Origin of the sequence: Micromonospora sp. NPDC023966, assembly GCF_040639095.1 — a bacterium.
GTDB lineage: Bacteria > Actinomycetota > Actinomycetes > Mycobacteriales > Micromonosporaceae > Micromonospora.
This window is the reverse complement of the sequence record NZ_JBEZZJ010000012.1, coordinates 1-20647: the sequence shown is the minus strand read 5'-3', so window position 1 is coordinate 20647 and position 20647 is coordinate 1. Positions and strand designations below refer to the sequence as shown.

The window sequence follows — 20647 nt, the reverse complement described above, 5'->3', positions numbered from 1 at the left end:
TGCGAGCCCCGCAGTCGCGAACGAAAGGTGAAACAGTGACGACCGCACAGTCTGCCTGGGGCATCGGCCTGGCCACGATCACCGCTGACGACCAGGTGCTCGACACCTGGTACCCGACCGGCAAGCTGGGGCTCGGCGAGCTGCCGCTGGTCCCCGGGGAGGACCAGGCCGACGTGCTCGACCTGCCGCCCGGCGCGATCGGGGAGCGCGCGCTGTCCGGCCTGCGTACGGTCCAGGTGGTCACCGTGATCGGCTCGCTGGACGACCCGATCAAGGACGCGGCCGACGCGTACCTCCGGTTGCACCTGCTCTCCCACCGCCTGGTGCGGCCCAACGAGCTCAACCTCGACGGCATCTTCGGCAAGCTGGCCAACGTGGCCTGGACCTCGGCCGGGCCCTGCCCGCCGGAGCGGGTCGACGAGCTGCGGGTCATCGAGCGGGCCGCCGGCCGGCACCTGGCCGTCTACGGCGTGGACAAGTTCCCCCGGATGACCGACTACGTGGTCCCCTCCGGCGTGCGGATCGCCGACGCGGACCGGGTCCGGCTCGGCGCCCACCTGGCCGCCGGCACCACCGTCATGCACGAGGGCTTCGTCAACTTCAACGCCGGCACGCTGGGCACCTCGATGGTCGAGGGGCGGATCGTGCAGGGCGTGGTGGTCGGCGACGGCTCCGACATCGGCGGCGGCGCCTCGATCATGGGCACCCTCTCCGGCGGCGGCACCGAGAAGGTGCGCATCGGGGAGCGGAGCCTGGTCGGCGCGAACGCCGGTGTGGGCATCACCCTCGGCGACGACTGCGTGGTGGAGGCCGGCTGCTACATCACCGCCGCCTCGAAGATCAGTCTGCCGGACGGCCGGGTGGTCAAGGCCCGCGACCTCTCCGGGGTGGACGGCCTGCTCTTCTGGCGCAACTCGGTGACCGGCGCGCTGGAGGCGAAGCCGCGCACCGGCCGGGGCATCGAGTTGAACGCGGCGCTGCACGCCAACGACTGACGAGCGACGCGGAACGGGCCGGGGCGCGAGGCCCCCGGCCCGTCCGCGTCCGGGCCTGCGGCGCGACGACCACGGACCCGGACGACCGGTTCACCGCAGGCGGTACGCCTGGATGATCCGCTGGGTGACGGTGTTGCCGGCGCCGTCCCGGGCGGCGGCCCGCAGCGAGACGTAGCCGGGGCCGGCCGGGTGCCGGACGGTGGCCGCCCAGGCCGCACCCTGCTTGTGCAGGGCCGCCTTCCGCCAGCTCTTGCCGCCGTCGTAGGAGACCTCGACGGTGAGCGCCGCGACCGGGGACGCCGGCGCGCCGGGCTGGCGTTGCACCGTCACCGGGATGGTGAAGGTCCGGCCGGACGGGGCGCTGCTGTCCACGGCCAGCGGCGGCGCGAAGCGGACCGCCATGGCGGGCAGCCGTGCCCAGTCCTCGCCCGGCACGCGCCGGGAGCGGAACGTCCAGCTCGCCGAGACCTCGGTGCTCAGGTCGGTGAAGCCCCGCGTGGCCGAGGTCTCCAGCCGGTAGCTCGCCGCGCCCGGCGGCACCTGGAACTCGCCGTACCCCGCGGCGGGCTGCTCGCCGAGCAGCTTCCCGTTGCGGTAGAGGGCGGTCCGCTCGGTGTCGTTGAGCGAGCCGCCGGGATGGCCGCCGGCGTCGCTGTGCACCGGCAGCGCGACGACGACGGTGTCGCCGTTGCGCGTGATGCCCTGCTCCGGCCAGCGCGGCTGCGGGAACGACGGCCCGTACGGCGCGCTGTTCCAGTCCTCCCGGTAGGTCCGGCCGGCCCGGTACCGGGTGGGCACCGACTCCAGCACCGCCCGCACCTCCAGCCAGCCGTCCTCGCCCCGCTCGCCGAAGTCCAGTTCGGAACTCCACCGGGTGCGGGTCGTGCTGTAGTGCTCGACCCGCTTGCCGGGCACCGGCACGGGCACGACGATCGCCGAGCCGCCGATGTTGTAGTCGGAGTCCGGGAAGACGATCCGCTCGTTCTCCAGCCCCGCGTAGCCGGCCGCGAACCGGTGGGTCACGGTGGCCAGGTCGGCTGGCCGGTAGTGCCGGACGGACCCGGTCGGGAACCGGCCCGGGAACAGCTCGTTGAGGGCGTAGAAGTACGGGCTGCGCTCCGGCGCCGTCGGCTCGGCCCACTGGCTGGCCAGGGCGCCGACGAAGAGCGAGTCGGAGACGCCGCGCCCGAGCTGACCGCTGTAGAGGCCGTCGAAGCTGGACGCCCAGAGCCCGAACCCGTATGAGGTCTCCTCGGTGAACCAGTTGGCCGAGAGGTCGATCAGCAGCGGGGCCGCGCCCCGCTGCGGCACGGTGGACCGGACCGGTTTCGCCCGCCGGGCGTCGAGGGTGAGCCGTTGGTCGCCGCTCACCAGCAGCTCGGGCTGGGCCAGCATGGACACCTCGGTCCAGCCCTCCTCCCCCGGCCGGTAGATCAGGCTGTTCACGCCGTACCGGCCCTTCGGGAGGCGGATCCGTGCCTCGCCGTCCGGGTCGAACACGTCCCGGTACACGAAGCCGTCCAGCCCGATCAGCGTGGTGAAGTAGTCGCCGGTGAGCTTTCCGGCCCGGTCCCGGTGCGTGACGGTCAGGTCGTAGCTCTCCACCTCTCGGTTCACCGCCAGCGGGGTCACCGCGACCGCGTCGCCCCCGCGGGCGACCAGCCGGCCGGTCCAGTAGCCGTCCAGACCGCCGAGCCGGGTGTCCGCGGTGACCGTGACCTGGGCCGTCCCGCCGGCCGGCACGGTGAGCCGGGACGCGCCGAGGGCGAACATGCCGGCCGGGGCGGCGCGCCCGTCCGGGCCGGTGACCTCGGCCGTGAGGTCGAGGGTGAGCGGGCCGCTCCCGCCGTTGCGGTAGGTGATCGTGCGGGCGATCGGCTGGTCGTCGCCGTGCGGCCAGGCCGCCAACCCGAACGAGACGCTGGGCGGGTCGGTGGTCACCTGCTCGGTGATCGCGTGGGCCACGTCCACCCGTCCGGCGCCCTGCTGGAAGGCCGTCTGGTCAGGGTGCGGCTTCGCCGCGGCCATCAGCGTCGCCTTGTACCGCCCCGCCGTCCAGCCGGGGTGCTGCTGGGCGAGGAGCGCCGCCGCGCCGGCCACGTGCGGGGTGGCCATCGAGGTGCCGGAGAGGGAGACGTACTTCTCCTCCACCGGTTCGCCGATGGCGCCGTTGGCGGCCCGGGCGGCCACGATCTCGACGCCGGGGGCGGTGATGTCGGGCTTGAGCCCGCCGTCGACCCGCGGCCCCCGGCTGGAGAAGTCGGCCAGGGCGTCGTCCCGGTCGACCGCGCCGACCGCCAGCGCGGCGTCGGCGGTGGCCGGCGAGCCGACCGAGCCGTCGGCGCCGTCGTTGCCGGCGGCCACCACGAAGAGCGTGCCGGTCTGCGCGGTCAGCGTCTCCACCGCCTGCTCCAACGGGTCGACCTCGGGGAAGTCGGCGCCGCTGAGGCTCATGTTGACCACGGTGGCATGCTTCTCGGCCGCGGCCCACTGCATGCCGGCGAGGATCGCCGACTCGGTGCAGCCCTGGTTCTCGCAGACCTTGCCGGAGAGCAGTGTGGCGTCGGGGGCGACGCCCCGGTACTTCCCGCCGGAGGCGGTCCCGCTGCCCGCGATGATCGAGGCGACGTGGGTGCCGTGCCCGACCATGTCGTCCGACTCGGCCGCCTCGCTGAAGTTGCGCGCGTCGGCGACCTTGCCGGCCAGGTCCGGGTGGCTGAGGTCGACGCCGGTGTCGAGCACCGCGACGCTGACCCCCTTGCCGGTGAAGCCGGCGGCCCAGGCGGTGGGGGCACCGATCTGCGGCACGCTGTGGTCGAGGGTCACCCGCCGCCGGCCGTCCAGCCAGATCCGGTCGACATCCCCCGCCGCGTCGACCCGGGCGCCGGGCCGGTCCGCCGTCACGGCGGCCCAGACCGCTCCGGCATCGGCCTTCGTCGCGACCAGCGCCGCGCCGCCGATGGCCGGCAGGTCGCGGGTCATTCGCGCGCCGGCCATCGGTGCCGCCGCCCGGCGGGCCGACCCGGGCCGGTACGACACCAGCAGCGGCAGCGTGTCCCGCCGGGCGTCGTCGTAGCCGGCGGCGACCAGCCCGGTGACGTCGAACAGCCGCCGGTCGACCCGGCCGGCCCGGACCAGGGGCAGCGCGTCCTGCGGCAGCACGGTCAGGTGGCCGCGTTCCCGGCCGACCAGGAAGCCGATGCCGGCGCGGCCGGCGCCGGGGCGGACCGCCGCCTGGCCGGCGGCGGTGACGGTGACCTGGTCACCGGTGATCAGGGTGACGGTGACCGGCGTGCCGGCGCGGGCGGCACGAGCGGGGACGCCGTCCGGGGCCGCCGGCGGGGCGGCGGAGGCCGGCACGGGCACGCCCAGCGCCAGCCCCAGGGTGAGGCCGAGGCCGGCGATTTTTCTTCGGATTCGGCGCAACGTTCCTCCTTGGTGGAGCGTCTTCATCGATGGGGACCCATCGATGGGAACCGTCAGAATTACATACCGCGTATGCAATCGGAAGTCGCCAACCCGACGGAACGGGTACCGCATCCACCGCGGCGCGGGGCATGATCGCCCGGTGAGCGCCATGAGGGACCGCATGCTCGCCGGCGAGCCGTACATCGCCGACGACCCCGAGATCATCGCCGACCTGGACCGGGCCGCCCGGCTTGGCGAACGGTTCAACCGCAGCTCCGCCGACGATCCCGAGGGGCGCCTCGCCGCCCTCCGTGAACTGCTCGGCTCGGTCGGCGAGGACGTCTGGGTCCGGCCGCCGTTCCACTGCGACTACGGCCACCAGATCCACCTCGGGCCGCGCACCTTCGTCAACTTCAACGCGGTCTTCCTCGACGTCGCCCGGATCACCATCGGCGCCGACGTCCAGATCGGACCGAACGTGCAACTGCTCACCGCCACCCACCCGGTCGAGGCGGCGGCCCGGCGGGCCAAGTGGGAGGCGGCCCAGCCAATCACCATCGGCGACAACGTCTGGCTCGGCGGCGGGGTGATCGTGCTGGCCGGCGTGACCATCGGGGCGAACACCGTGGTCGGCGCGGGCGCCGTGGTGACCCGGGACCTACCCGCCAATGTGGTGGCGGTGGGTAACCCTGCTCGTCCGGTACGGAACCTGGAACAGCCCGCCTGAGCTGCAAAAGCGACGCCGCGGCCGGGGTGCGGATTCCGGCCGGAGAGCGCACTCTGGGTAGTGAATGGTTCACCCAGGGGGCGCGATGGAACGGGTGCTCGAACTGCGGGTGCACGGAGTGTCGAATGCGGCTATCCGGACGCGGCCGAGTTCACCCGCGAGCGGGCGGTGGTGGCCCGGCTGCTGCGCCGGGCCGTGCCGTCACCCCGGCAGGGGGTCGGCTAACCGGACCACCAGGTCGGCGTGCCCGGCCGTGTCGGCGACCAGCCGGGCGTTGGCCTCGTCGCTGCCCAGCGCCCAGGCGCGGGCCTGCTCCGGCGTCTTCCCGTACGCCTCGTGCCGGGCGGTGAGCCGGCGCACCCGCAGCTCGGCGTCGAGGTCGAGGAACCAGATCTGGTGCAGCAGGGTGCGCACCTCTTCCCACGGCTCGTCGCGCAGCAGCAGGTAGTTGCCCTCGGTCACCACCAGCCGCACCTCGGGCGGCACCTCGATGGCCCCGGCGATCGGCTCCTCGATGTCGCGGCGGAACGCCGGCGCCCACACCGAGGTCGGCTCCAGCCGGCGCAGCCGGCGCAGGGTGGAGACGAAGCCGTTGACGTCGAACGTGTCCGGCGCGCCCTTGCGGGCGTCCCGGCCCAGCCGGACCAGCTCCGCCTGCGCCAGGTGGAAGCCGTCCATCGGCACCAGCCGGGCGGCCGGACCGACCTCGGCGACGATCCGCTCGGCCAGGGTGGACTTGCCCGCCCCGGGCGCGCCGGCGATGCCGAGCAGTTGCCGCGGGCCGTCCCCGGCGAGGGCCCGGGCCCGGGCCACCAGCTCGTCGAGCGGGAGCACCTGCGCGGGCGGCATCAGCCGAGCACCGGTTCGCTGATGGTGAACCGGGCCTCGACGGCCGCCCGCACCGGTTGCGGCTGCGGATCCAGCTCCAGCTCGGGCGCGGCCTCCGCGGTCCGCGCGAAGCCCGCCTTCGCCAGCATCGGCGGGGCGGCGGCCAGGCCGGTGTCGGCCAGCTCCAGCAGGGCGGTCACCCGGGCGCCGAGCGCCTCGGCGTATTCCCGGGCGCGGGCCAGGGCGTCCGCGATCGCGGCGTGCCGGGCCTCCCGGTACGCCGGGCTGTCCGGCCGCAGCGACCACCACGGGCCGGCCACCTCGACCTGCTCCTGGTCGGCCAGGCGGAGCATCAGCTCGCCGAGCGTGGTGAAGTCGGCCACGGTGACCGTGGTGGCCACGCTGCCGTGGTAGGCGACCACCCGCTCACCCGAGCGCTTCGTCTCCGGCCAGACCCGGAGCTGGCCGGTCTCCCGCCGCTCCACGGCCGGCTCGGCCGAGTCGAGCAGCACCCGCACGGCGGCCGTCCGCTCAGCCAGCCGGGTCAGCGTGGTCTCCCGGTCGCGGTCGCGCGCGGTCGCGGTCACCGTGAACCGGGCCAGCTCGGGGGCGACCTCCCGGTACGCCTCGCCGCGTACCGCCACGACCGGTGCGTCCGCCATGCGCTCAGCCTAGTGGCGGGGTGGCCGGAAGGTGCGCCGTGTAGATGACCGCGCCGCCCGTCACCCGGCAACCGGTCAGGTGGCCGCCGGCCGCGCCCAGCTCCCGCAGGTAGGCCAGTTCCCCGGCGTGGTCGACGGCGGCCGGGAACTCGCGCCGGTGGGCGGTGAACGCCCGGCCACGCAGCGCGGCCCGGGCGGTGCGACCCTCGGCCAGCCGGCCGGCCAGCTTCCCGGGATCGCCGGCCCGCAGCGCCTCCGCCAGCTCGTCGAGGTAGGCCCGGACGGCGTCCAGCTCGGCGAGCACCCGCTCCCGGTTGCCGAGCAGCATGTTCGCGGTCCGCTCGGGCGGGCCGCCGGCGACCCGGGTGCCGTCCGAGAAGCTGCCCGCGGCGAGCGCGAGCACCGCGTCGCGCAGCGCCGAGCGCTGCACCGTCCCGGCCAGCGCCCCGGCGAGCAGGTGCGGCAGGTGCGAGGCGAGCGCGGCGGCGCTGTCGTGCTCCGGGGCGGACATCGGCACCACCCGTGCGTGGAAGACGTCGATGAGCAGCGCGGCGAGCCGCCGGAACGCGGCCATCCCGGTCGGCCCCGGGCAGAGCACCCACGCGGCCCCGTCGAGCAGGGCCGGGGTGGCCGCGTCGAGACCGGCCCGATCGGCGCCGGCCATCGGGTGGCCGGGCACGAACCGGTGCCCGAGACCCTGGGTGGCGGCCGCGGTGGCCACCTCGGCCTTGGTGCTGCCCACGTCGGTCAGCACACACCGGTCGTCGGTGACGGCGGCCACCCGGGCCAGCGTCCCGGGCAGGGTGGGCAGCGGGCCGGAGAGGAACACCACGTCCCGGCCGGCGACCGCCTCCTCGACGGTGTCCGGCGCCGCGCCGCCCTGCTCCTGCACCCGCCGCCGGGTCGCCGGATCCGGGTCCCAGCCGGCCACGTCGAGCCCGGCGTCGCGGAGCCGCAGCAGCATCGACCCCCCGATCAGGCCGGTGCCGACCACCGCCACGCGTGCCTGCCCGCCGGCCCCGCCCACCATCGGCCCACCTCGGCGTCGCGTCGTCCGGAGCCGTCTCGGCCCCGCTGGAAGTCCCGCCGAGGATACCGTCCGGTGCTCAGCCCTGGCCCTCCATCACCGTCCGCCGCCACCGGGTGAACGCTTCGCCCTCCGCCGGAACGGCCACATGTCCTCGTCCACCCCCGTGCACGTCGACGGAGGTCGTAGGGCGGACCGGATGGGCACGGAAGGGGGTTGTCCGAGCAGCGCTCACGTCGTACGGTCCCCCGGCGGCCCAACCGGACGGGCCGGAATCAACGGGGAAAGGAAGCACATGTCCGCCACGTACCGGGCGCTCGCCTCGGTGGTCATGTTGATCGGTTTCTACGTCGTCGCGCTGCTCCAGCTCGCCGCCGTGGCCGCGCTCGGCGTCTGGCTGTTCAGCCACACCAGCGGCCTGGTCACCGGCAAGCTGCTGCTCCCGCTGGTGGTCGCCCTCGGCGCGGTCGGGGTCGGGCTGTGGAAGGCGATCCGCACCAAGAACGAGCCGGCGCCCGGCCTGATCCTGGACGAGCGGGCCGCGCCGTGGCTCTGGGCCACGGTGCGGGAGCTCGCCACGGCGGTCGGCACCCGCGCGCCGGACGAGATCCGGCTGGTGCCGGAGGTGAACGCGGCAGTCGGCGAGCAGAGCCGACTGCTCGGCCTGGTCGGCGGCCGGCGCACCCTCTACGTCGGACTGCCGCTGCTCCAGGCCATGCGGGTCGACCAGCTCCGCTCGGTGCTGGCGCACGAACTGGGCCACTACTCGGGCCGGCACACCAGCCTCGGCGGGGTCGCCTACCGGGGCCGGCTGGCCATCGGCGAGACCATCGAGCGGATCAGCCCGCGCAACCCGATCGGCTGGGTCTTCAAGCAGTACGCGAAGCTCTACCTGATGGTCGACAACGCCGCGTCCCGTCGCCAGGAGCTGGAGGCGGACCGCGCGTCGGTGCGGATCGCCGGGCACCAGGCCGCCGCCTCGGCGCTGCGGACCCTGCCCGCCCTCGACGCGGCCTGGCGCTTCTACGAGACCCGGTACGTCGACCCGGGTTGGTCGGTCGGGCTGGCACCGGACGACTTCTTCGGCGGCTTCGGCCATCTCCTCCACGCGCGCCGGGACGAGATCGACGAGCTGCGGGAGAACGCCCCGGAGCGGCCGGAGTCCCGCTGGGACACCCACCCGCCGATCGGTGCACGCGTCGCCGCGATGGACCAGATCCCTCCGGTGCACGTCACGCCGGACGACCGGCCGGCCTGGACCATGCTCGCCGACGTGGTGGGGGCCGGCCGGGCGCTCCAGAGCCTGATCGTCGCGCACGGCTCCCGCCGCCTGCTGCCCTGGCCGCAGTTCATCGCCGAGTCGGTCGCCGCCGGCGTGCAGCAGCGGGCGGACCGGATCTACCGGGCGGCCGGCCGGTTCACCGGCACACCGGAGCCGGGCCTGCCCACCGTGCTGGACCTGATCCGCGCCGGCCGGCTCGGTGAGTTCGCCGAGCAGTTCTTCACCAACGCCACCCGCCGGGAGGCGGCGGCCGCCTTTGCTGGCCCGATGGAGACGCTGCTCGACAACGCGGCGGTCCGCTCGGGCCGGGCGTACTGGCAGCTCTCCTGGTCCGAACCCGCCCGGCTGGTCGGTCGCTCCGGCGAGCCGTGGGACCTGGCCGAGATCGCCAAGCTGGCGCTCGCCCCGGAGACCCTGGACGAGGCGCTCGCCCGGCTGGCCGAGCTGGGCGTCGACGTGCGGCAGTCGAGGGTGGTCCAGGCCCGGGCCTCGGCGCGGAACGCCGACCTGATCGCCGCGCTCGCCAACATCAAGATCGACGGCCGGGAGCACGACGTGTACGTGCTGGACAACGGCCTGGTCCTGGTCCCCGACCCGGGGAAGGCGCACGAGGGTGAGAAGCGGCTCAAGGAGGTGCTGAGCGCGACGCCGGTCGCCGAGGTGGCCAGCCGGAACCCGTTCCTGCCGTACGAGGAGATCCGCTCGGTCGAGGTGACGAAGCGGGTGCCGCTGAGGGCGGCCATCACCCTCCACGACGGCCGCACCGTGCAGGTGCAGGAGCTCATGGCCAGCGAGTTCCTGGAGAAGCACAGCCGGGACACGCTGCTGCGGGTGTTCGAGCAGATCAACGGCTGACCCGGTCGCGCCGGCCGGCCCTCCTCGGGCCGGCCGGCGCGGCGACGGTGGTCAGGGCTGGGCGAGCCGGCCGGCGACCGCGTCGACGTGCTCGTCCGACTCGGTCAGCGCCACCCGCACGTGCCGGGCCCCGGCCGGGCCGTAGAAGACGCCGGCGGCGACCAGGATGCCCCGGCGGGCCAGCCAGTCGACGGTGTCCCAGCAGTCCTCGTCCCGGGTCATCCAGAGATAGAGCCCCGCCTCGGAGTGCTCGACGGTGAAGCCGGCGCCGGTGAACGCCGCGTACAGCTTCTCCCGCCGGACCCGGTAGCGCTCCCGCTGGGCGTCGGCGTGCGCCTGGTCGCCCAGCGCGGCCACCATCGCCGCCTGCACCGGGGCGGGCACGATCATGCCGGCGTGCTTACGGATCTTGAGCAGCTCGGCCACCAGCGCCGGGTCACCGGCCACGAAGCCGGCCCGGTAGCCGGCCAGGTTGGAGCGCTTGGAGAGCGAGTGCACCGCGAGCACGCCCGCGTACGAGCCGCCGCAGACCTCCGGCGAGAGGACCGAGACGGGCTCGGCGTCCCAGCCCAGCGGCAGGTAGCACTCGTCGCTGGCGACCACCGCACCGCGCTCGCGCGCCCAGTCGACCACCTTGCGCAGGTGGCCGGCGGGCAGCACCCGCCCGGTCGGGTTGCCGGGCGAGTTCACCCAGACCAGCCGGACCCGCGGGTCGGGGCCGAGGGCGGTCAGCGACTCGGTGCGCACCGTGGTGGCGCCGGCCAGCCGGGCCCCGTCCTCGTAGGTGGGGTAGGCGACGGAGGGCACCACGACCACGTCGCCGGGGCCGACGCCGAGCAGCGTGGGCAGCCAGGCGACCAGTTCCTTGGAGCCGATCGTGGGCAGCACCCCGAGCCCGTCGACGCCCGCACCGCAGGCGCGGGCGACCCAGGCCGCGATGGCGTCCCGGAGCGCGGGGGTGCCCGCGGTGAGCGGGTAGCCGGGCGCGTCAGAGGCGTCGGCCAGCGCCTGCCGGATCACCGCCGGCACCGGGTCGACCGGCGTGCCCATCGAGAGGTTGATCAGACCGTCCGGGTGCGCCGCGGCCGCCGCGGCCGCGGCGTCCAGGGTGTCCCAGGTGAACTCCGGCAGCCGCGACGAGACCGGCGCGGGCCGGTTCAGTGGCCCTCTCCGCGCGGCGGCTGCGCGGCCACGAAGGTCGCGTCCTTCTCCACCTTGCCGATCTTGGAGGCGCCGCCCGGCGAGCCCAGGTCCTCGAAGAACTCGTAGTTCGCCCCGGTGTAGTCCTTCCACTGCTCCGGGACGTCGTCCTCGTAGAAGATCGCTTCGACCGGGCAGACCGGCTCACAGGCACCACAGTCGACGCACTCGTCGGGGTGGATGTAGAGCATCCGGTTGCCCTCGTAGATGCAGTCGACCGGGCACTCCTCGATGCATGCCTTGTCGAGCACATCCACGCACGGCTCGGCGATGATGTAGGTCACCGGTCTTCTCCTCCGCAAGACTCGTCGCGATCATCCGCGACGGTAAGAGCCTAGTATCTCGCCGGGGAGGGGGTCGATCGTGCTCCGACAGCAGGACGTGGGACACCGGATCGTGGTCCGGCGTATTGTGGGGATTCGCGAAGGCCGGCCGCTCTTCTCCGACGCTCTCGGCGAGCTCGTCGAGCTGAGCGAGACCCACATCACGCTGGCGACCGACCGGGGGCGGCTGCGGGTCCCGGTGGAGCAGGTGCACCGCGCCAAGCGGGTGCCGCCGGCCCGCCGGCCGACGGCCGCCGCCGTGGTCGCCCTGGAGCTGGCCGCCGACGAGGCGTGGCCCGCCCCGGTACGCGGCCGGATCGGCGACTGGCTGCTGCGCAGCGCCGCGGGCTGGACCGGCCGGGCGAACACCGCGCTGCCGATCGGCGACCCGGACCGTCCGCTCCCCGCCGCGCTGGACGCGGTGCAGCGCTGGTACGCCGAGCGCGGCCAGCCCGCCATGGTCAACACCCCGCTTCCGCTGGCCGCCCCGGTCGGCGCCGAGCTGGACGCGCGCGGCTGGACCGCCCGGCCGCCGGTGCTGGTGCAGACCGCGCCGCTCGCCGCGCTCCCCCCGGGGCGCCCGGACCTGCCCCCGGTCGGCCTCTCACCGGCGCCCTCGGCGGAGTGGCTGGCGGTGGCCGCCGGCCGTAAGGGCGGGCTGCCGGACGCCGCCCGGCACGTGCTCACCGCCGTGGACCGGATCCGCTTCGCCCACCTGCACGTCGACGGCCGGCTGCTCGCGGTCGGCCGGGGCACGGTCACCGGCGAGGGGCGCTGGCTCGGCCTCACCCTGGTCGAGGTGCTGCCGGAGGCCCGCCGGCGCGGGTTCGCCGGCGGGGTCATCCGGGCGCTGGCCGACTGGGGCCGGGCCGAGGGCGCCACCCACGCCTTCCTGCAGGTGGAGCAGCGCAACACCCCCGCCGTGGCCCTCTACCAGCGGCTCGGCTTCACCACCCACCACACCTACCTGACCCGGGTCGCCCCGGACTGATCAGCTGGCCCGGACGGGCCCCGCCGCACGGCCGGGCTCCGCCTCAGCGACGGACGATCTTGCGCGGCTTGGCCGCCTTCAGCTCGGCGAAGCGCTTGAGCTGGCGCGAACGGTGGTCGCGGCCCAGCGCGGTGAGGATCAGGTAGCCGACCAGCACGCCAGCCACGGTGGCCGCGAGGTAGAGCCAGATCTGGGCGAAGAAGAGGCCGGCGCCCCCCTCGAACGGGTTCTCGCCGACCAGCAGCGGGCCGATGAAGACGGTCAGCGCCAGCGCCACGGCCACCGCGACGGCCAGGTCGCCGCTCCAGCGGGCCACCGGCCGGTCCCCGCCCCAGCGGAACGCCGTCCCGGCCAGGATCAGCCCGATCACCAGGAACATCGCCAGCGAGACCCGGCCGGCGGCGGTGTCGTCGTGCGGGTAGGCCAACTTGATGACCAACCGGGCCACCACGTTGACCACGAACAGCGCAGCCGCCAGCACGCCGACCGCACGCCACCGCTGGAACATCGCACGCCTCCCGCCGTACCGCCCGCCTCCATGGTGGGCTCCTGGCAGGAATATCTACCATCGCAACCTGTGCGGCGTCTGCACCCTCAGCGGCCGGGCGGCGGAACCACCATCTGCCGGAAGCCCAGCACCGCGAAGGTGATCGCCCCCGCCACGATCAGCCCGAGGCCCAGCACGTTGTCGCCGCTGAGCGCGAGGTCGCCCTCGACGGTGCGGAAGCCGCCCGCGACGATCACCACGAACCAGGGCAGGGCGGCCAGCGCCGCCGCCCAGCGGGTGCCGACCGCCAGGTGCGCGAACCAGCTCACCAGCACCGTCAGCATCACCACCGCGACGATCCCGCCCACCGCCAGCGAGATGCCGACCAGGGCCTTGCCCGCAGCGCCGGGGCGGCCCTTGACCACCTCCCAGGCCCAGGTGGCGAAGAGCAGGTCGAGCACCGCGGCGAGCACGCCGGCCCAGACCACCACCACCCCGCCGGCGACGCGCACCGCGAGGTCGACCGCCCGCCCCGACGGCTCGGGCGGCGCGGCGGGCTGCTGCTCGGGGGCGATCGACATGGGTACGGCGGGCAGCGTCACCGGAGGCCGGCCGCCGTGACCGGGGACCGGTCCGGCCCGTCCAGCGTCAACCCGGCGAAGAGGTCGTCCTCCCAGCCGTACGGGCCGTTGCCCGGCCCCTTCTCGCCGACCGCGAGGGTGAAGTATTCGACGCCCATGAACTCGGCGCCGAAGTTGCCGGCGATCGAGTAGAGCCAGGAGTTGGCCGGGATCTGGGTGGCGTGCGCCCGCATCGCCGCCTCCTTGGCGGCGTGCCGGTCGGTGGCGTCGATCCGCGCGGCGATCCCCTCGTCCGGGGTGCCGAAGGGCAGGTCGTCGATGCTCTCGATGCCGGCGAAGGGGTTGTCCGACGACTCGGTGAACGCGTCCAGGCCGGCCTCCAGCACGCCGCGCGGCATCGCGGTCCAGTAGACCTTCGTCGGGGCGATGCCCTCGGCGGCGGCCAGTTCCACGCCGCGCATCGCCACCCGGTGCGCCTGGATGTGGTCGGGGTGGCCGTAGAAGCCGTTCGGGTCGTACGTGATCATGACCTGCGGGCGGACCTCGCGGATCACCCGCAGCAGGTGGCCGGCGGCCTCGTCGAGGTCGGCCTGCCAGAACGCCCGGGGGTGTTCGTTGGTGGCCAGCCCCATCATCCCCGAGTCGCGGTAGCGGCCCGCGCCGCCCAGGAAGCGGTGGTCGGTGACGCCGAGCGCGGCGCAGGCGGCCGCCAGCTCGCCGATCCGGTAGCCGCCGAGCTGGTCGGCCTCGGCCGCGGCGAGCTGGGCCAGCGCCGGCACGTGGACCTCGCCCTCCTCGCCCAGCGTGCAGGTCACCAGGGCGACGTGGGCGCCGGTGGCGGCGTAGTGCGCCATGGTCGCGCCGGTGCCGATCGACTCGTCGTCGGGATGCGCGTGGACCAGCAGCAGGCGGCGGTCGGGCAGCGTCGTCACGCCCGTCACTCTAACCGGCGGTCCTGCCCGCTCGATGCTTACGCGTCCGCCCAGGTCGGCCACATCACGCCCGGCCCGCGCCTACTCTCTACAGGCGTGGACTTTCCCGAGCTGGCCGCCCGCACCCGTCGGTTCAGCCACGGGGCGCCGCGCGCTGTCTCCGTCGCCGACGACGGTTCCCGGGTCATCTTCCTGCGCTCGTCGGGGCCGGAGGACCCCGCCGACGCGCTCTGGCTGCTCGACGTCTCCTCCGGCGAGGAGCACCTGGTCGCCGACCCGGCCGTGCTGCTCGGCACGGACGGCGAGCCGGCCGAGCTGGCGCCGGGAGAGCGGGCGCTGCGCGAGCGGCTGCGGCTCAGCGCCTCGGGCATCGGCTCGTACGCCCTGGACGGGGCCGGCCGGGTGGCCGCGTTCGCGCTGGCCGGCCGGTTGTTCCGGGCCGACCTGGTGCACGGCGACGTGGTCGAGGTGGCCGCCGTCGGTCCGGTGATCGACCCGCGTCCCGACCCGACGGGCGCACGGCTGGCCTACGTCACCGACGCCGCCGAGGGGGTACGCCGGGGCCAGCTGCGGGTGGTCGAGCCCGACGGCACGGACAACCTGCTCGCCGGCGAGGACAGCGGGGTGACCTGGGGGCTGGCCGAGCACATCGCGGCCGAGGAGTTCGGCCGGTTCCGCGGCTACTGGTGGGCCCCGGACGGGCGCGCGGTGCTGGCCGCGCGGGTGGACGAGTCCCGGCTGGATCGCTGGTACCTGCACGACCCGGCCGACCCGGCGAGCCCGCCGACCTCCGTCGCGTACCCCCGGGCGGGTGGGCCGAACGCGGAGGTCAGCCTGCACCTGCTGGACCTCGACGGCGGCTGGGTCGACGTGCACTGGGACCGGGAGACCTACCCGTACCTGACCTCGGTCGACTGGGCCGACGGCGGCCCGTTGATCACCGTGCTGCGCCGGTCGCAGCAGCACGGGCTGGTGCTGGCGGTGGACCCCCGCACCGGGGAGACGCAGGTGCACGCGGAGCTGGCCGACCCGCGCTGGGTGGAGCCGATCCCGGGCACCCCGGCGCACCTGCCCGACGGGCGGGTGCTGGTCGGCGGCGAGCTGGCCCACGACGGGTACGACGCCCGCTGCCTGTTCGCCGACGGCACCCTGCTCACCCCGCCCTCGCTCTACGTGCGGCGCGTGGTGGGCCGGCTGCCGGCCGGCCCGAACTCGGCAGCGGACCTGCTGGTCGAGGCGAGCGAGGGCGAGCCGAGCCAGCGCCACCTCTACCGGGTGCGGACGGCGATCGGCGGCGGGGTTGACGCCCGCCGGATGGGCAGCGACCCGGGCTGGCACACCGCCGCGATCGGCGGCAGCACGCTGGCGGTGGGCGTGGCCTCGCTGGAGCACCCGGGCACCCACTGGCGGGTGTGGCACGGCGACCGCGAGGTGGCTGAGCTGGCCTCGCGCGCCGCGACTCCGCCGTACGCGCCGCGGCCGACGCTGGTCCGGGTGACCGACCGGCGGCTGCCGAGCGCGGTGCTCTACCCGGGTGAGCACGTGAAGGGCACGAAGCTGCCGGTGTTGCTGGACATCTACGGCGGCCCGGGCCACCAGGAGGTGATCGCCGCCCGCGGGGTCTGGCTGGAACGGCAGTGGTGGGCCGAGCAGGGCTTCGCGGTGGTCACGATCGACAACCGGGGCACCCCGGGCATCGCCCCGTCCTTCGAGAAGGCGATCCACCGGCGGATGGCCGACGTGATCCTGAGCGACCAGGTGGACGCGCTGACCGCGCTGGCCGGCAAGCACCCGGACCTGGACCTGGAGCGGGTGGCGGTGCGCGGCTGGTCGTTCGGCGGCTGGCTGGCCGGGTTGGCGGTGCTGCGCCACCCGGAGCTGTTCCGGTGCGCGATCGTCGGCGCGCCGGTCACCGACTGGACGCTGTACGACACCGCGTACACCGAGCGCTACCTGGGGATGCCGGACGACGGGATGGACGTCTACGCCCACCACTCGCTGGTCGAGCTGGCCGCCGAGCCGGTCGGCGACCCGGCGCAGGCCCGTCCGATGCTGCTGGTGCACGGCCTGGTCGACGACAACGTGCTGGCCGCGCACACGCTGCGGCTCTCGGCGGCACTGCTGACCGCCGGCCGGCCGCACGCCGTGCTGCCGCTCACCGGGGCCAGCCACATGACCGCCAACGGGCTGGCCGAGCGGCTGCTCCGGCTGGAGCTGGACTTCCTCCGCCGGCACCTGTGAGACGCGAGGGCCCCGGTCGGATCCGACCGGGGCCCCTGCGCTGTCAGGCCGTCACTGCTTGACGTAGGCGTTCACGAAGCTGGGCCAGCCGAAAATGCTGCCGATGAAGAGGCCGCCGGCCTTCTCGCCGTGCGCGACGGAGACGACCTCGTTGTACAGCGGCACCGCCGGCGCCGACTCCTTCATGAGCCGCTCGTCCAGCTTGCTCCACTCCTCGGCCTGCTTGGCCGGGTCGAGCGCGAGCACCCGGTCGAACTCGGCGTTGATGGCGTCGTTGTTCAGCTGTGCGGTGTTGCTGTTGCCCTCGGCCTTGATGTTGCGGCCGTCGAAGAGCACCGGCAGGATCGACGCCCCGCTCGGCCAGTCCGCCGCCCACGAGTCGACCCAGATGTCCCACGGGTTGCTCTTCTTCTTCACGAAGTCGAGGTAACCGTCCTCGGGGATCGGCTTGATGGTGACGGTGAAGCCGGCCTTCTCCAGGGCGGTCTTGATCTGAGTGGCGGTCTCCTGCGACGGGGTGTCGTCGGAGGTGCCGAGCACCAGGTTCACCGCCTTGCCGGCGAGCAGCTCCTTGGCCTTCTCCGGGTTGCCGCTCTCGCCGGCGGGGTACGCGTCGAACTGCTTGTAGCCGAGCGTGGTGGGCGGCAGGATCGTGGTGAGCGGCACGGCGCCGTACGGGCCGCCGAGGTTCTTGGTGATGCTGCTGCGGTCGATCGCGTAGTTGATCGCCTGGCGCACCGACAGGTCGGTGACCCGGGTGGTGTTGATGGTCAGGTGGTACGCGTTCGGCGTGGCGGCGACGATCATCCGCTCCTTGAGCTTCGCGTCGCCGGTGACCTTGGCGATCAGCTCCGACGGCACGCCGCCGGTGGCCACGGCCGCGGCGTCGTTGCCGGTGCCGGCGAGCACCCGGTTGGTCTGGGTGGCGTTGTCCGCGCCGAACGACCAGATGAACTTGTCCGGGTACGCGTGCCGCACCGGGTCGGTCGCCGGGTCCCAGTTCTCGTTGCGCTCCAGCACCATCTCCACGCCGGGCTGGTGCTTGGTGATCTTGTAGGGCCCGGACGAGAACGGCTGGTTGTCCAGGTTGACGCCGGTGTCCTTGTCCGCCGGCAGCGGCGCGGTCGCCGGCAGCGAGACGGCGAACGGCAGGTCACAGCGCGGCTTGTTGAACTCGAAGCGCAGCGTCTGCGCGTCCGGGGTGCTCAGGCCCGGCGGCAGCGAGGTCTTGTTGGCCTTGAAGTTCCACTTGGTGTCGTACTGCGGGCTGTCGACCAGCCACTCCTGCAGGTAGGTCGGGCCACCGGTCAGGTCGGGGTCGAACGAGCGGGCGATGCCGTACGCGACCTCCTTGGAGGTGATCGGACGGCCGTCCTCGAACTTCACCCCCTGCTTGAGCTTGAACTCCCAGACCTTGCAGTCGTTGTTGACGTTCTTGCCGGGGGTCTCGGCCAGGTCGCCGACCAGGGTCACGTTGCCCTTGCCGTCGTCCTTGAACGTGGTGAGGAAGCGGGCGTAGAGCTGGCTCCCCATCAGGCCGGCGAACGAATAGACCCGCTGCGGGTCCAGGTGGGAGATCTTGTTCTCGCGCAGGATGTAGAAGGTCCCGCCCTTGGCCGCGCCGGGCACCTCTGCCGCCGGGCCGAGCGAGTCCTTGGGGTCGGTCGCGATGGCGCCGGTGCGCGGCTTGTTGGTGTCCACGCTGTCGCCGTTGTCGCCGGTGTTCTTGCTGCATGCACTGAGCGCAACGACCAGTGCCATCGCACCGCCCATGGCGGTGGCGAGTCTTGCTCGCATACTCACTCCTCCGGGTCCGATGAAGGAAAGCTTCGCGCAGCTTTCATCCGCGGTAAATTTCGAGCAGATAACGAATCCACTGCGACACGCGAGGTCAGCCGAGGCGTACCCGCGGATCGATGAACGCGTAGAGCAGGTCGACCACGATGTTCGCGACGACCACGAAGAGCGCGGAGATCAGCACGGTGGCCATGATGGTCGGCAGGTCGCCCTGGCGGACCGCCTCCACGGCGGTACGCCCCATCCCCTGGATGCCGAAGGTCGTCTCGGTGATGACCGTGCCGCCGAGTGCCGCGCCCACGTCCAGACCGGCGATCGTCACGATCGGCGTGATCGCCGCCCGGAGCGCATGCCGGCCGTAGACCTTCCGTTTCGCCATGCCCTTGGCTCGGGCGGTCCGGACGAAGTCCTCGGAGAGCGTCTCCAGCATCTGCGCCCGGGACAGCCGGGCGTAGATCGCGGAGAAGAGCAGCGCCAGGGTCACCCACGCCAGGACCAGCCCGCGCGCCCACTCCACCGGGTTGTCGAGGAAGGGCACGTACCGCGGCGTCGGCAGGATCCTGAACGAGTACACGAAGATCAGCAACAGCAGGGCGCCGACGAAGTAGAGCTGCAACGAGGCGAAGGTGAGCGTGAGCCCGATCGAGACGCGGTCGAGCAGCGAGCCCCGCCGTAGCGCCGATATCATCCCGAGCCCCACCCCGAGAGCGAGCCAGAGCACCGCCGCGGGGAGCACGATGTTCATGGTCACCGGCAGCACCCGGGCGAAGGTGTCGCTGACCGCCTCGCTGTTGACGTACGAGTAGCCGAGGCAGGGCGCCTCGCACTCGCCGCCCTGCGCGCTGCCCAGGTCGCGGCCGACGAAGATGCCCTTCATGTAGTTGGCGTACTGCGTCGGCTTCGGGTCGTTCAGGCCGAGCTCCGTCCGCACCCGCTCCAGGCGTTCGGCGTTGCAGTTCTTCGGGCACATGCCGGTGACCGGGTCGCGGGGCAGGGCGAAGAACATGAGGAAGCTGACGATGCTCACCGCGAGCAGCACCGAGACCGCCAGCAGGATCCGCTTCAGCAGGAACCGCACCATGGCGCCGAACCCCTTACCGTGACGACTTCGGATCGAGCGCGTCGCGCAGCGCGTCGCCGAAGAGGTTGAACGCCAGCACGAGCGCGAAGATGGTGATGCCCGGGAAGAAGACGTACGCCGGGTCGGTCTGCAGGTAGTCGATGCTGCGGTAGATCATCCGGCCGAAGCTGGGCACCGACTCGGGCAGCCCGACGCCCAGGAAGGACAGCGCCGCCTCACCGGTCACGTACGACGGCACCGCGAGCGAGAACGCGACCAGGATCGGCGCCCAGATGTTCGGCAGCAGCTGCCGGAAGAGCATGTGGCCCAGCCCTGCGCCACTGGCTCGGGCCGCCTCGACGAACTCCCGCTCGCGCAGCGACACCACCTGCCCGCGCACGAGCCGCGCCGTACCGGTCCAGCCGAACGCGGCGAACACCACGATCAACGTGGTCACCGCGAACCAGGTCGGCACCGCGTCCCGGGGGCCGTAGAACCGCAGCGAGAACGTCGGGACCACGGCCAGCGCGAAGATGAGGAACGGCATCGCCAGGGCGACGTCGGTGACCCACATGATCACCGAGTCGACCACGCCGCCCAGGTAGCCGGCCACGATGCCGAGCACCACGCCGATCGTCGTGGTGACGATCGCGGCGCCGAGCGCGATCAGCAGCGAGGTGCGGATGCCGTAGATCATCCGGATGAAGATGTCTCGGCCCAGGCCGGGTTCGAGCCCGAACCAGTGGTCGCCGCTGACCCCGCCCACGTAGCCGAGCGGCATGCCGGTGGAGTCCAGCAGGTTACCGAACTGCTGGCTCGGCGACATTCCGTAGAGCCGCTGGAGGAGCGGCGCCGCCAGTGCCGCGACGATGAACAGGGCCAGCACGATGCCGCTGACCAGGGCCGTGCGGTCCCGGCGCAGCCGGCTCCAGACCAGTTGGCCGGGCGAGCGCCCGACAAGCCCCTTCTCCTCGGGGTCCGCACCGGTGGACTCGATCTCGGCAAGCGCCACGCCCTCGACCGGGGACAGGCTCATTTCGACACCTCCTCGGCGGTCGCGGCGACCGGTCCGGCGCCCTGGTTGAGCGTTCCCGTCTCCGGGTAGTGGCAGGCGGTGGCCTGGTTGCCGCCGTCCCGGCTGACCAGCGCCGGTTCCTCGGTGGCGCACCGCTCCTGCGCCTTCCAGCAGCGGGTGCGGAAGCGGCAGCCCGATGGTGGGTTGAGCGGGGTGGGGACGTCGCCGGTGAGCCG

At 73.6% G+C, this 20647-nt stretch carries 18 protein-coding genes; 5 read left to right on the top strand and 13 right to left on the bottom strand.

Going from position 1 to position 20647, the window contains the following annotated elements; genetic code table 11:
- The first annotated feature begins 35 nt into the window (after positions 1–35).
- Positions 36–995: a 2,3,4,5-tetrahydropyridine-2,6-dicarboxylate N-succinyltransferase gene (gene dapD / locus AB0F68_RS17535; RefSeq protein WP_357339027.1), complete on the top strand. Its 960-nt coding sequence runs from the start codon at positions 36–38 to the stop codon at positions 993–995.
- A gap of 90 nt (positions 996–1085) precedes the next feature.
- On the opposite strand, the gene AB0F68_RS17530 is transcribed toward dapD, so the two are convergent.
- On the bottom strand, positions 1086–4421 hold the full coding sequence (locus AB0F68_RS17530) for a S8 family serine peptidase (protein WP_357339025.1): 3336 nt from the start codon (positions 4419–4421) through the stop codon (positions 1086–1088).
- A gap of 142 nt (positions 4422–4563) precedes the next feature.
- Between AB0F68_RS17530 and AB0F68_RS17525 the strand changes: the two genes are divergently transcribed.
- On the top strand, positions 4564–5130 hold the full coding sequence (locus tag AB0F68_RS17525; RefSeq protein WP_357339023.1) for a sugar O-acetyltransferase: 567 nt from the start codon (positions 4564–4566) through the stop codon (positions 5128–5130).
- Between the two features lie 201 nt (positions 5131–5331).
- Here the strand turns inward: AB0F68_RS17525 and AB0F68_RS17520 are convergent, their stop codons facing one another.
- The 3 genes from AB0F68_RS17520 to AB0F68_RS17510 are packed head-to-tail and all read right to left on the bottom strand — an operon-like array spanning position 5332 to position 7650.
- Positions 5332–5979, bottom strand: coding sequence for a nucleoside/nucleotide kinase family protein (locus tag AB0F68_RS17520; RefSeq protein WP_357339021.1), 648 nt, complete (start codon positions 5977–5979; stop codon positions 5332–5334).
- Positions 5979–6620: an SIMPL domain-containing protein gene (locus AB0F68_RS17515; RefSeq protein ID WP_357339019.1), complete on the bottom strand. Its 642-nt coding sequence runs from the start codon at positions 6618–6620 to the stop codon at positions 5979–5981. Before AB0F68_RS17515 ends, AB0F68_RS17520 begins: the two co-directional genes overlap by 1 nt.
- Before the next feature lie 4 nt (positions 6621–6624).
- Positions 6625–7650, bottom strand: coding sequence for a prephenate dehydrogenase/arogenate dehydrogenase family protein (locus AB0F68_RS17510; protein ID WP_357339017.1), 1026 nt, complete (start codon positions 7648–7650; stop codon positions 6625–6627).
- Between the two features lie 292 nt (positions 7651–7942).
- Here AB0F68_RS17510 and AB0F68_RS17505 point away from each other — a divergent pair, with 292 nt between their 5' ends.
- Positions 7943–9784, top strand: coding sequence for a M48 family metallopeptidase (locus AB0F68_RS17505; RefSeq protein ID WP_357339015.1), 1842 nt, complete (start codon positions 7943–7945; stop codon positions 9782–9784).
- A gap of 51 nt (positions 9785–9835) precedes the next feature.
- Here AB0F68_RS17505 and dapC read toward each other — a convergent pair whose 3' ends face one another.
- A complete protein-coding gene (gene dapC, locus AB0F68_RS17500; protein ID WP_357339303.1) occupies positions 9836–10945 on the bottom strand; it encodes a succinyldiaminopimelate transaminase in 1110 nt (369 codons plus the stop codon).
- Positions 10942–11268 (bottom strand): ferredoxin, encoded by a 327-nt coding sequence (gene fdxA, locus AB0F68_RS17495; RefSeq protein WP_007464872.1) that lies wholly within the window; start codon positions 11266–11268, stop codon positions 10942–10944. The genes dapC and fdxA overlap by 4 nt, the downstream gene beginning before the upstream one ends.
- Before the next feature lie 79 nt (positions 11269–11347).
- Between fdxA and AB0F68_RS17490 the strand changes: the two genes are divergently transcribed.
- Positions 11348–12298 carry a GNAT family N-acetyltransferase gene (locus AB0F68_RS17490; protein ID WP_357339013.1) on the top strand — a complete coding sequence of 317 codons (951 nt, stop codon included), beginning with the start codon at positions 11348–11350 and terminating at the stop codon, positions 12296–12298.
- A 43-nt stretch (positions 12299–12341) separates the two neighbouring features.
- Here the strand turns inward: AB0F68_RS17490 and AB0F68_RS17485 are convergent, their stop codons facing one another.
- The 3 genes from AB0F68_RS17485 to mshB form a co-directional block, all read right to left on the bottom strand.
- Entirely contained in the window at positions 12342–12806 is a 465-nt protein-coding gene (locus AB0F68_RS17485) for a hypothetical protein (protein ID WP_357339011.1), read from the bottom strand.
- A gap of 86 nt (positions 12807–12892) precedes the next feature.
- Positions 12893–13366, bottom strand: coding sequence for a hypothetical protein (locus AB0F68_RS17480; RefSeq protein WP_357339297.1), 474 nt, complete (start codon positions 13364–13366; stop codon positions 12893–12895).
- Between the two features lie 17 nt (positions 13367–13383).
- On the bottom strand, positions 13384–14307 hold the full coding sequence (mshB, locus tag AB0F68_RS17475; protein WP_357339009.1) for an N-acetyl-1-D-myo-inositol-2-amino-2-deoxy-alpha-D-glucopyranoside deacetylase: 924 nt from the start codon (positions 14305–14307) through the stop codon (positions 13384–13386).
- An 87-nt stretch (positions 14308–14394) separates the two neighbouring features.
- Here mshB and AB0F68_RS17470 point away from each other — a divergent pair, with 87 nt between their 5' ends.
- Entirely contained in the window at positions 14395–16539 is a 2145-nt protein-coding gene (locus AB0F68_RS17470; RefSeq protein ID WP_357339006.1) for a prolyl oligopeptidase family serine peptidase, read from the top strand.
- Positions 16540–16590: 51 nt separating this feature from the next.
- Here AB0F68_RS17470 and AB0F68_RS17465 read toward each other — a convergent pair whose 3' ends face one another.
- The 4 genes from AB0F68_RS17465 to AB0F68_RS17450 form a co-directional block, all read right to left on the bottom strand.
- A complete protein-coding gene (locus tag AB0F68_RS17465) occupies positions 16591–18336 on the bottom strand; it encodes an ABC transporter substrate-binding protein (protein WP_357339003.1) in 1746 nt (581 codons plus the stop codon).
- Positions 18337–18430: 94 nt separating this feature from the next.
- Positions 18431–19417 carry an ABC transporter permease gene (locus tag AB0F68_RS17460; protein ID WP_357339001.1) on the bottom strand — a complete coding sequence of 329 codons (987 nt, stop codon included), beginning with the start codon at positions 19415–19417 and terminating at the stop codon, positions 18431–18433.
- A gap of 13 nt (positions 19418–19430) precedes the next feature.
- Positions 19431–20432 carry an ABC transporter permease gene (locus AB0F68_RS17455; RefSeq protein WP_357338999.1) on the bottom strand — a complete coding sequence of 334 codons (1002 nt, stop codon included), beginning with the start codon at positions 20430–20432 and terminating at the stop codon, positions 19431–19433.
- A partial coding sequence (locus AB0F68_RS17450; RefSeq protein ID WP_357338996.1) for an oligopeptide/dipeptide ABC transporter ATP-binding protein occupies positions 20429–20647 on the bottom strand: 219 nt, incomplete at its 5' end. The genes AB0F68_RS17450 and AB0F68_RS17455, both read right to left, overlap by 4 nt.